This window comes from uncultured Abiotrophia sp. (assembly GCF_938010525.1).
In the GTDB taxonomy this organism is placed as follows: domain Bacteria; phylum Bacillota; class Bacilli; order Lactobacillales; family Aerococcaceae; genus Abiotrophia.
Map to the genome: position 1 here is coordinate 1 of NZ_CALLVK010000007.1, position 12,562 is coordinate 12,562.

At 46.6% G+C, this 12,562-nt stretch carries 6 protein-coding genes; 2 read left to right on the top strand and 4 right to left on the bottom strand.

What is annotated here, in order from left to right; translation table 11 throughout:
* Nucleotides 1-314: 314 nt before the first annotated feature.
* The 3 genes from Q0339_RS01265 to Q0339_RS01275 are packed head-to-tail and all read right to left on the bottom strand — an operon-like array spanning nucleotide 315 to nucleotide 3,109.
* Entirely contained in the window at nucleotides 315-1,139 is an 825-nt protein-coding gene (locus tag Q0339_RS01265) for an NUDIX hydrolase (protein WP_298076960.1), read from the bottom strand.
* 11 nt (nucleotides 1,140-1,150) lie between these two features.
* Nucleotides 1,151-1,987 (bottom strand): nicotinamide riboside transporter PnuC, encoded by an 837-nt coding sequence (gene pnuC / locus Q0339_RS01270; RefSeq protein WP_298076961.1) that lies wholly within the window; start codon nucleotides 1,985-1,987, stop codon nucleotides 1,151-1,153.
* 3 nt (nucleotides 1,988-1,990) lie between these two features.
* On the bottom strand, nucleotides 1,991-3,109 hold the full coding sequence (locus Q0339_RS01275) for an AAA family ATPase (protein ID WP_298076963.1): 1,119 nt from the start codon (nucleotides 3,107-3,109) through the stop codon (nucleotides 1,991-1,993).
* A 283-nt stretch (nucleotides 3,110-3,392) separates the two neighbouring features.
* Here Q0339_RS01275 and Q0339_RS01280 point away from each other — a divergent pair, with 283 nt between their 5' ends.
* Nucleotides 3,393-4,253, top strand: coding sequence for a patatin family protein (locus Q0339_RS01280; RefSeq protein WP_298076965.1), 861 nt, complete (start codon nucleotides 3,393-3,395; stop codon nucleotides 4,251-4,253).
* A 13-nt stretch (nucleotides 4,254-4,266) separates the two neighbouring features.
* Complete coding sequence (locus tag Q0339_RS01285; protein ID WP_298076966.1) at nucleotides 4,267-4,731, top strand: low molecular weight protein-tyrosine-phosphatase; 465 nt, start codon at nucleotides 4,267-4,269, stop codon at nucleotides 4,729-4,731.
* Nucleotides 4,732-4,952: 221 nt separating this feature from the next.
* On the opposite strand, the gene Q0339_RS01290 is transcribed toward Q0339_RS01285, so the two are convergent.
* A complete protein-coding gene (locus Q0339_RS01290) occupies nucleotides 4,953-12,383 on the bottom strand; it encodes a Cna B-type domain-containing protein (RefSeq protein WP_298076967.1) in 7,431 nt (2,476 codons plus the stop codon).
* Nucleotides 12,384-12,562: the final 179 nt, after the last annotated feature.

Consider the following 12,562-nt stretch of genomic DNA (forward strand, 5'->3'; position numbering starts at 1 on the left):
AGACCACCGAACCAGAGGAGCCGAGATAAAGGGCCAGGCAAGATAGAAACATACGCTTAAGACTGGCTGCCAGCTTTTGGGGGAGAGCTCATATAGGGAAAGTAGCCCCCAGCCTACTAAGGACATAAAGACTAGCAGCAAAACTAGAAGGGACAAAAATCGTACCCCAAAAATATGGCTAACCCGCAAATTTAGGCTTAGTTTCTTCATAGCTAGCTCTCCCATCCTTTCACATAGGCTTATTCTACTCTAATCGCCTCTTTCTAGCAAGAAGAAGACACAAAAAAAAGACCGCCTCAGGCAGTCTTTTCTTACTAATAAAATGGATTGAGTTGATAGGTGTAGGTTTTATGACTACGCCCCCGTTTACCGGCACCCGCATGGCCAAATTCCAGGAAGGTCAGATACTTCTCCTGACGCAATCGGAAGGCCGTCATGCCCACATGGCGGAATTGGGGATGATTGAAGACATCGAAGATGGCCCGCACATCCTTAATGGTGAAGGTGCTTGGCAGAAGCGATAGAACCGTCGGATGGTACTCCAACTTATTGGATAGGCGTCTCACCGCTTTGGTGATAATCAACTCATGGTCGAAGGCCAAGTCCCGAATGAAATCTTGACTCTCACTATCCACTAGCAAAAGGGCTCCTGACTCGGTCACCGAGAGATTAGCCCAGCAAATGGCGCTAGCATCATCCCCTGCCACCGCCTCCTGGCCGCTATCATAGGGCAGGTAGACGATATGAGCCACCGAGACCACCCAGGCGCGTGGATCACGACCTGGACTGGCAAAGGTCTCCAACTGCTCAATTCGCAGCGGGTCCAAGGCAATATGGGTTTCCTCTAGCACCTCACGAATGGTAGCCTGCGTGGTGTCTTCGTCCGGTTCGACAAAGCCACCTGGCAAGGCATAGTGACCCAAGAAAGGATGGGCCTTACGCTTGATTAAGAGCAATTGTAGTTGGGGCGCCTCCTCTTGGTCGGCCTGATACCAACGTAAGATCACATTGTCTACCGTTAAGGCTGGTTTGGGATAGTTGGGAAATTCCTGTTTTTGGTACCAGGTCAAAAATTCTTCCTGGCTGGCCTCAGTCTCATAATAGTGCTTTTCGGCTTGAGGGTCCTTAAATTCAGGCATGAAGTCCCTCCTTATTGATTGGTCTGAGCTTGTTGAATCCAGCGATACATGCCGACAATACTGTTTACTGTGAAGAGCAGGTACATGACCACAATATCGACGGAGCCATCAGTGCCCCACCAGAGGTAAATGGAGAAGAGATTGGTAGCAATCCAGAAGAGCCATTGTTCGGCATAGAGCTCGGTCATTAACTTCTGCCCCACCACATTGGTCCCATCAGTCACAGAATCACGGAATGGTCGATTAGCACCGATAGATTTGTAAGCTAAGCCCATAAGTAGCCAAACAATGGCAGTTTGAGCTAAAGCAATAATCCAGTCAACCAAGCTCATGCGACGGGACTTGACATTAGTAGGTGTGTCTTCCACTTGATGGGTTTGTTCTCGACGCTTACGGTCTGCCATAAGCCAGACATAAAGGCCAATCGGTTGCATAACTACGAAGTAGGCATTAGTTAAAACCTCTCCATAGAATCCATTACCGATAGCTAAGAATAAGTAAATACTGGTCGTAATGACACCAAAGAAGTAGTTGGATTTACGGCCCTCAGCTACCAAAATAACGTTAATAACCCCTGTAATAGAGGCGATAAAGCCTAGCAAGGTTGAATCTGGGTCGCGCAAAGCAACAATAATCGGCACAATGGACATAATGATTAAGTAAGCCCACTCCAGTTGAGTACGGCCCACTACTAAGTCCTCATAGATGGCCTTAACTACGCCAGCAAAGCCTAATTTCTTCGTGTCACCGGCCAAGGTTTTGAGGTTGCGCCCCGTTACCTTATAGCCTGATGTGCAGTAATCGTGGAGTTTGGTCCACTTGGTCTTAAAATTTTCAACAATTGACATGTTCTATACCTCCTGATTCAATAGGCTTGCAATTTCAATTTTGGCTGTTTCGTAGAGACTCTCGAAGAAGGTCTGGCCTGGATTAGGATTACCCAAGTAGACAATCTTGTCAGCCAATCCCGCTTCTTCAAAAAGTTGAATAGTTAAGGATGTGAAAGCATCGCGGGTTTCTTCATCCGACATGGTCATATCCCGAACTCCATCGTCCACATAGTTCGATTGTGGTAGGACGACAAAGATTTTGTCCCATTTTTCTTTCTCAATCATGGACTGGTAGACGTCTGTCAAGGCTTGGAAATCTTCCTCAGACAGACTGTCCTTTAGGTAGTACTCTGCATAGGCCATGGTAATGGTCGAGTTGGTATCGGCGATAATTAAGCCATTGTTAGCTGGCGAATCAATCAGGTCCGAAGTCTGACGGAACTGACCGGTAAAGAGATAGGTGTAGTCGTTCTTGTCCAATTCATCATCTAAGACATTGTAACGTTCCTGGTACTCACGGGCATACTCCGGCGACCAAGGGCAACCGAAGAGACGTGATAAATCCCGCGCCAAGGTCGTCTTACCGTTGGAAGCAGAGCCTGCAATCAGAACGTTGGTTGAGAAGAAACGACGGAACGGCTTGGCAATCTGATGCCAATGGGCACGAGGATTATTTCGAATCATGGTCCCTGAAATCTTAATTATGGAACGGTCTACCAGGACTACTTCCCAGTCAGGTCGCAGTTCATTAATCTTATCCTTGTACTCTGTCTCGCCACAATAGACCACAATCTTAGCTGAGCCACTGAAGGTCACATACTGGGCAATGGACTCATCGAGCTTGGCTAGCCACTCTACCCAACCATTAGGATAGACTGGAATATGATTCTCATCTAGCTTATCGACAATGACCAAGTCATCATAGCGGAAAGTCTCACGCGTATAACGAAATCTCTTGCGTAGACTCAGCCCGATTAGATCCCCTCGGTCCCCATCATAACCTGACACGATGGTTAGAACCCCATCATTGTGGCGCTTGGCCTGGTTAATAATATCAATATGCCCAACGTGTAGCGGGGCGAAAGTCCCAAAGACGATGCCAAGGGACGTCACATTCTCTAACTTCTTTCGTTTTACCATTCTCTAACCTCTTTTGACCTATAAAGTTAGGTATTAACTTTATTTAAGGATAAGATTAAGCCAGACCCTTACTAGCATTAAACAGAAAGATTAATTAAGTCAGGAGCTAACTTAATTTAAATATAACACAATTGAAACATAATGTCTACTGTTTTTCAGAAAAGTCGCTTTATTTCTGAATCAATTTATTATACAATAGTGACATGAATCACTTTAGGCTCGTAGGAGTGTCATGTTTTGTCCCTAAGCAAGATGGTGGCACCTTCCGTAAAGGAGGAAGAATATGCGGATAGGCATGGTCTTCGAAGGTGGCGGGATGCGCGGTTTATACACGGCCGGTGTCCTAGATAGTTTAATGACAGCCCAGATTCCTGTAGATGAGATCGTGGCTGTATCAGCAGGAGCCCTCTTTGGGGCCAACTATGTCAGTGGTCAAATTGGTCGGGCATGGCGTTATAATCGACGCTATCTTGGCGACAAACGTTATATGAGTCTAAGCTCTTGGCTCAAGACTGGTAACTATGTTAACAAGGACTTTGCCTACTACCAAGTCCCTATGACCCTGGATCCTTTCGATAACGAGCGCTTTAAGGCTTCTAAGACCCGTTTTCACGCGGTTGTCACCCATGTAGCCAGTGGGAGAGCCGAATACGCCCTAGTTGAGGATGTATTTAGCCAAATGGAAGTCCTCAGAGCTAGTTCCGCCCTACCCTTCGTCTCTAAAATGATTCAGTTAGATGCTAGCCCTTATTTAAGTGGCGGTGCCTATCTCGACGGTGGTATTAGTGATAGCATCCCAGTCCATTACGCGCGCCAACTGGGTCTTGATAAATTAATTGTGGTCCTTACCAGACCCGCTACTTATCGTAAAGCTACTCACTCAAATCCATTTTATTCAATGTTCTACCACCGCTTCCCTGCCTTGGTCCAAGCTCTTAAACAGCGTAATAGCCACTATAATCAGATCCTAGAGCAGATTGAATGCTTGGAAGCACAAGGCGAACTATTCGCCATTCGCCCATCTAGCCACCTTAAAGTTGGTAGATTTGAAAGTGACATCGCCGTTTTGGAGTCACTCTACAACTTAGGTCGACAAGATGGACAAAACCAAATAAATCCCCTCGAAATTTACTTACAAATGTAAAAAGGAGATATTTATGGTTAAAGTTATATTTGTTTGCTTGGGTAATATCTGCCGTTCACCAATGGCAGAAGCAATCTTCAGCCACTTGGTGGCAGAAGCCGGTCTAAGCGACCAAATAACAATCGATTCTGCTGCAACTAGTCCTTGGGAAATTGGCAAAACGATTCATGAAGATGCCAATGAGCGCCTAAAAGCCTTAGGGATTCCTACTCCAAAACATGTTGCGCGACAACTAGATCTCGAAGACATCAAAGCTGATTACATCATCGGTATGGATGAGCCCAATTTACGGGCTATCAATTATCTGATTGGCGCTCGCCCTAGTGGTGAAGTCAATATGCTCTTGCACTATGCTGGAGAAGAAACTCAGATTGCAGACCCTTGGTACACAGAAGACTTTGATACAGCCTTTACTGAAATCTATCGTGGTTGCCAAGCACTCTTGGCACACATTCAAGCTCATCATAGTTTTGATTAAGAAGCACTTCGATTTAATATTGCCTAATAGTCCTAGAAGGACTTGTCTACTTAAACAACCAGCTAATTGTGTCCCTGCAAGCCGACAGGTCCACGCTAGTAACTTGGTTGCTAACCTAGCAAGTCCTTCTAGGACTTTTTACATACAAAAAAGCGAGCCCCTTTCCTGGAAATCAGGAAAGGGGCTCGCACTATTTGACTACTTACTTCCTATTGGAAGTTCTAGTTTTCAGCTTTAACCTTGCGTCCTAAGAAAACAAGAGTCAATGCTAATGTCATAAAGCCAGTTGCTAACCAGAAGAAGTCATTGCTTTCCCCGGTCTTAGGCAAGTGCTTGCCTAGGCGCTTGCCACGCTCATTTGGTTCACTTGCATCAGCAGATTGCTCGCTGACACTAGAGCCTGAATCATTTGAGTCTGGATTTGGCGTTACATATGGTTGATAACGCGCAATTACGCTAACTCCTGATTCATGTTGGAAGACTACCGCAGCCCCTTGTGGTTGGCCTACGAAATCTTCATTTGGTTGGAAGGTCACGTGACCAGTTAATGGGTTTAATGTATAGCTACCAATTTCTTTTCCATTGTCGTCTAGAGCCGGCACCGTTGTGGCATCTGTTGCTTCTTTGGTAAATGGATCTATCAAACGAGCTGGGCGACTAGCACTTGGCACAAGGTCTTGACCGCTTGTTTGGTCAGTCGCACCTACCGTAGCAGACTGAGTCTTGCCTTGCACGTCTTCCGATTTAGCGTGATTTGGTACGATGTCTAAGACGTGTGGTGTGTAAGTCCCCTTAGCTGGAGTCCCATTAGTATCAACGCGAACCACCACAATTGAGGTCGCTGTCCCAACAAAATCTGGTTCTGGCAGGAAGGTAACCGTCCCATCATTGGCTAGGACATAAGATCCTTGGCCCTTAAGGGTCACTCTCTTGCTGCCGTCTTCGAAGGTTGGGTCCACATCCATATCAATTGGCACTTGGCTGTTACCAGGCGTGAAGCTTGGCTTGCCCGTTTGAATCTGACCCTTGAGGCCATAGCTTTCTACTTGGTTACCACTTGGCGTTACGCCCGTTACACTTGGCGTGTAAGTAGCGGTCGCTGGGGTACCGTTCGCGTCTTTGGCTTGAACAGTGACTGGATCTGGAACTCCTACGAAGTCTTTCTTAGGTTGGAAGGTGACCGTGCCAGTCAGTGGGTCTAAGGTGTAGGTCCCGACTTCTTGCCCATCCTTAGTAGCTGGAACGCTAGTTTCAGTCACTGCTTTACCTGCTAGGACAAATTGAGCAGGTTGATCTGCATCAATCTTGATTGGCACATCAGGGTGGCCTGGCGTAAAGCTTGGGGTGCCAGTTTGACTTGCCCCTTGTAAGCCACTTGAAGTTGCTGGACTTCCACTTGGCGTTACCGCCGTAACGATTGGGGTATAAGTAGCAGTGGCCACCGTCCCGTTGACGTCTTGGCGTTTGACAGTGACTGGGTCTGCTGTCCCGACGAAGGATTTTTCAGGCACGAAGGTCACAGTGCCATCTTTGGCAACCGTGTAAGTTCCTTGCCCTTCTACCTTCTTCTCAGTAGAACCATCTTCGAAAGTAGCGGCTACCGTGTCATCCATTGGCACCTTGTCTGACCCTGGTGTAAAGACGAGGGTAGCAGATTGGGTCTTACCTTGAATGTCGGTTGTGGTTTGATTGTCACCACGAGGCACAACGGCTGTAACGGTTGGGATGTAGCTTGCCTTGGCTGGCGTGCCGTTAGCATCTTTGACCTCCACTTGGATTGGATCTGGAGTACCAACAAAGTCCTTGTTAGGTTGGAAAGTGACGGTCCCAGTCTTAGGATCAATGGTGTAGGTCCCCACGGTCTTGCCGTCTTTGACAGCTGGTAAGCTAGTTTCATTGACTGCTTGACCTGTTGTAGGATCTACCAAGCGAGCAGGTTGCTCATCATTAATGGTGATTGGCACATCTGCATGGCCCGCTTCAAAGCTTGGCGTACCTGTTTGGGCTTGACCTTGCAAGCCTTCTGAAGTGACGCTAGTTCCTGTTGGAGTGACTGGTGTCACGGTTGGTGTGTAAGTAGCGGAAACGGCTACCCCGTTAGGATCTAGCACTTGGATGGTAGCTGGTTGAGCTGTCCCTACAAAATCCTTGTTTGGTTGGAAGGTAATCAAGCCTGTCTCAGGAGTGAGCTTATAGGTCCCGATAACCTTGCCATCCTTGTCCTTGGCATCGATTTGGCTAGCATCTGTGGCTGCGCCATCAACCACAAATTTGGCTGGGTTTTGAGCAGAAACTTGGATAGCTTGATCCGCCCCACCATTGTTAGGATCTGGATTATAGGTGAATTCTGGTTGGCCAGTTTGAGCCTTACCTTGGATATCTTGACTTACCTTGTCAAGGCCTTGACGGCTAGTTGGCAAGACGGTTGGCGTGTAGTTAGCTCTTGCTGGGGTCCCGTTGGCATCCTTAACTTGAACTGTCACAGGATCTGGTGTCCCCACGAAATCAGCTTTAGGTTGGAAGGTTACTTGACCTGTCTTAGGATCTAAGGTGTAGGTTCCGACTTCTTTGCCATCCTTAGTAGCTGGCAGGCTGGTTTCAGTCACTGCTTGGCCACCAACATAGAATTGTGCAGGTTGCTGATCGTTAATGGTGATTGGCACCTTGGCATCCCCTGGCGTAAAGACAGGTTGACCAGTTTGGCTAGCCCCTTGGAGGCCACTTGAGGTAACGTCCTTACCAGAAGGCGTCACGCCCGTTACATGTGGTTGGTAGGTGGCGGTGACTGTCACATCATTAGTGTCATGCGCTTGGATAGTTGCTGGAACTGGTGTGCCAACATAATCCTTATGCGGCGTGAAGGTCACTTGACCTGTCTCAGAGTTGAGCTTGTAGGTCCCGATCGTTTTACCATCGGTATCCTTGGCATCAATTTCTTTTTCTTGAACTACTTGACCGTCAACTACAAAGACTAGACTGTTCTCTACCAATGGTACAGTGACAGCTTGGCCATCAATTTGTGCTTGGCCTGGTGCAAAGCTTACGGTCCCTTCTTGGACTTGGCCTTGTATATCAGTGGTTTCAGCGTTTGCTGAAGTTGGGGTTGCATCGACAACGGTTGGGGTGTAGGTCGCTTCAGCTGGCGTTCCGTTCTTATCCACACGGACGACGGTCACGGCTTTAGCTTGACCCACGAAGTTCTTCTCAGGAAGGAAAGTAACCGTTCCATCAGCTGCCACAGTGTAAGTCCCTTGGTTTTCTACCTTGAGGCTTTCGACCAATTGACCTTGGGCATCCTTAAGTTTAGCAGGCACCTGATCATCCATTGGCACATCTGCATGGCCTGGTTGGAAGGTTACTTGCTTGCTTTGGCTAGCGCCACGAATACCGGTTGAGGTCGCAGGTGCCCCGACTGGTTTTACACCTGTAACATGTGGAGTGTAAGTTGCCACTGCAGGCGTTCCGTTCTCATCCTTAGCTTGGACTTGAACTGGTACTGGGTCACCTACAAAGTCCTTATTAGGTTGGAAGGTTACCTGACCATTTTGGTTGAGTGTGTAGGTCCCAATTTCTTTACCGTTAGCATCTTTGGCAGGGATGGTGGTCTCAGTTGAAGCTTGACCATCTACCAAGAATTGGAGAGAGTTAGCCGCAATAGGCACAGTATAATCATGGCCATCTACTGCGGTCGTCCCTGGGGTAAAGGTTAATTGCCCTACTTGTTCTTTGCCTTGAATATCAGTTGTTTCTGCATCCTGTGCGCTTGGTTTAACGGCTAGGACATTTGGTGTGTAGGTTGCGGTGGCTGGCGTACCATTTTCATCTTCTACCTGGACAGTTACTGGGTCAGGCTGGCCGGTAAAGTCTTTCTTCGGTTGGAAGGTCACTTTGCCACTTGCTTGATCAAGAGTGTAGGTCCCGACTTCTTGACCATTCTTCATGGCCGGTGTAGTCGTCTGCTCAATCACTTGACCCCCTACAACTAAACGGTAACTGTTAGGCTTCAAATCGACTGTAACGGGACTTCCATCGATAGTGACGGTCCCTGGCGTGTAGGTCGGCGTGCCGGTTTGGCTAGCTCCTTGAACACCTTCAGAGGTTACGTCTTTTCCGCTTGGAATTGGCAATTTATTAGTAATAACCGTCGTATTTCCTTCAGATTTAACTTCCTTATAGTAACCCGCGGGCACTTCTACTTCGTCGGCACTATAGATATAAGGACGTCCATTATTAACTGAAGGTACATCTGGAATGCTAATTTGCCACTTATCATTTTCAGTAATGTCGAGTGGGTCACGATAATTTTGGCCGTCTTGCTTGAGTTGCACCTTAATCGGCTTCCGTTTGCCTAGACGGTTATTATCATCTTCCCATTCCTTCTTAACATAGTAGGTGCGTACCTTACGTTCATTGATAATGGTATAAGTATGCTCATCTTCACCTTCAGCAGGATTACTTGGATCATTAATTGACATAACAGTATAATCGAGGCCATATCGTTCTGGTAGAACCTCACGGACATCGTAGTCTGGAACCTCAGGGTCTAAGAGCTCACCATTTGCTAGACGCTTGAAGACTCCTTGCCAATTATTGGCTTCATTGAGGGTCAAGGTAGCCAAGACATCTCGTGGGCTAGTTTTACGGAAGAGTTCAAAAACTACTTGGTCTAGGTTCTTATCATTAATCCACTTCTTGGCAACCGGGATATAGTGAGGCAATTGGTTGACTACCGCATTGGTATCACCAAAGCTGGTCAGGTCATTCGCGTCCCGGTTAGTAGAGAAGAAGTTAGTTGCCTTCTCACGATTAATGTAGCCATTAGTATAAGCTGGCGCCTTCATTGGCACATCGAAGTTAATGATTTCGCCTGGCTCAACCACTTGGCCTTGGTTCAAGACAATCTTAATAGCTGTTACTTGGGTAAAATCAGCTACTTGATCTTCCGTCATCCAGCCGTCACGCCCTACTTCTTGTGCTGCATTCTTAGTCATGTCAGCCGCAGTGTGGTAGTAGACAGTGTACTTGGCAGGAACATTGAGTGGTCCTGTAAGCAGGTTAGAGAATTTACTTGTATTAACATCCCCGCTATATGGTAGACGGTCATACAAGACAAAGTGTTTCATCGGTAAGACAGAGAAGTTCCGAGTCTGCAAGCGATAATCAAAAGCTTCATCATAATCGGTTAAGACTGGGTTTGTATGGAAGCTTTGGCCTGCCTTACGGATGTACTTGGTAGAAGCAATTTCAGATGGAAGGTTAACCGTAGTTTTTGAAGTAGCCCCCACTAACTGAGCCGGTGTCTTACCATCAACTTGAATATTGAACTTATTATCTACTAATGTTGTTGATTTTACCCCATCTGGAAGTGGATCATACTCATCAGAAATAAAGTAAGCATGGTTATCTTCATTATTAGTAGGTGTTTGAATTTTGGTTGGAATAGCCCCTTCATTGATAGTCCCTTCCACTAAAATTGGGAAGTTAGGCTTAACATCAGAGAAGGCCGGAATAGTTCCTAGGTCAATAATGACGGCGGTACGACCTGAGCCATTATAGTTCTCAACGACTTCAACATTCTTAATCTTGCCCTTGTCTGCCGCTAATTCTTCAGTAGCACTCTTAAAGGTCACCCCTTGAGGCAGGATATCAATGAACTTAGCATTGCGGTAGGCACGTGCTGGTGACACTACGAAGTTAGAGAAGACTAGGCGATAGACAACTCGCTCACCTAAGGTCCCCGTTTGGTTTACGGTAGTAGTCTTGTTGAATTGTACGGTTTCTTCCAATGTATCAGCCAACATCCGGGCGTTAGCACTTAATTGCTTTGGTTTGACTTCAGAGCCGTCTTCCGTCTCTAAAGCGATATCTAGGGTAGCTACGTTGTTATAGAACTTATTCTCTGTCAGGGCCTTAGTATTATAAGGATCTAAGAGACGAGTCCGGTATTGCAAAGCAAAGCCTGTGGTTGGCATGTGTTTCTGACCGGCAGGCAGCTTAATCCGAATCCCCTTATATTTACGAGTAGCAGCTACGGCTTGAGTATCTTCAATTTCGCCACTTTGAACCTTGGCTACCTGTTCTTGGACTTGGGCCCAAGCTTGGGCATCAATGTTCTCAATGGAACGTTTGGTACGCGATAGGGTATCGATATAAGTTTCACTACCATCTTCAGCCACCGCATAAATGTCTAGTGGGATGTTCAAAGTTCCACTAACGGTCAAGCTATATGGATACATACGTTCATCTAATTGAGTATCTTCCATTACTAGTTGCGATACAGGCAGAGCCGAAGTATTCCGGAAGGCTAAGCTCCAGAAAGCCTCCACTAAGTGGTTAGCCTGAGGCTGCAAGCGAATCCGACCACTATTATTGGCAATCTTCCGGAACATCCCCGCAGGAACTAATTCACTGGTCAAGGTGAAAGGCACATCGTCTGTCAAGACAGTATCGGGTTCTGACGGCCCTTTTTGGTAAGGGGTCATGGTCAATTCTACATTATTACTGTGGACGATTTGCTTATTACCATTTTTAAACTTAGCATTAGGGAATGACAAGCGTAGACGAACATTCCGTAAGGTTGTCTCTGCCCCACCAGAAGCTGGGTCTGGGTTGGTTACAGTATAAGAAACCGTGCCATCACCATTGTTGGTCCAACCTGGGTTTTTGGCTGGGTCGAAGGTAGCTGTCAGCGTTTGACCACCGACACCCTCATAGGTAGGCAAGGTATCCTTGATGACAATGGTCTCATAGGAACGATAGGTCTGATTAGCCCGATATTCTTGGATAGTTTGGTTGGTAATGCCTTGAGGAGATAGGAAGAAATAGAATGGCACGTCAGAGGCTTTATCATTAAGATAGTCCCCACCATCAGTTTCCCCACCATAGATATCTTGTTGGACGAACATGTCCAAGGTATTAGCTTTAACCAACTTTTGGAGTTGCGGTTTATCTGCTTTGACATTAAAGGTCAAGTCAGAGGATGGGCCCGCAACCACTCGACGGTCTGCTTGCCGAACGGCTACTCGCGGTTGGACGCTATAACCATCTGGCGTCAGGCGATCCTTAAATTTAATACTGAAGGGGAAAGAACCTGATGTAGTCCGCTCAATATTATTAAGCGCAACTGTTAAAACATAGTTCTCACCATCTTGAGTTAAGACACCTGCTTCTTTGGCAATACCACCCGCAGTCGCTGCCATTGTTTCAACATACTTGGCTGGTACGCGAATCTCAACAAAGGCACCCTCTAAGGTATCATTGAGTCCTGATCCATCGACTGATACTTCCCCAACGTGGGAACTGGTCGTGTACTTAGCATCGGTCCCTGTGTTGTTGTTAAGGGTCATTTTCAAGACACCGTTAACTTCCGCAGAACGCAATTTTGTAGAACCTGACTCACTGCTAGATTCCTGACTGGATTCTTCCTGGGCTGGAACTGCAGGTTCTTGGTTGTCTGGCGCTGGACTTGGAGTCACCTCCTCCACTTTGCTTTCTTCTGAGTTTGCTGGAGCTACGATAGGGGTCGTAGTGCTATCCTCAGTGCTTACTTCTTGTGCATAAGTAACCACTGTTGGAAAAAGCGCGCCTAAAACTAAGAGGACTACTGCCATCAGCTGGTAAAACTTACGCACGAACTGACTTGTCAATTTCATTAAATCCTTCCTTTCTTTCAGAATTATTACGAACAAAAAATTCTATCGACAACTCATTATACACCATCAAAACGGCATTTCCAATAGCTTATATTAAAATTCCAAACGCAATATTCGCTACTAATTTTGGTAGATTGTTATGATATTGTGACGATAGTAATAGTATGGACAAGTGAATC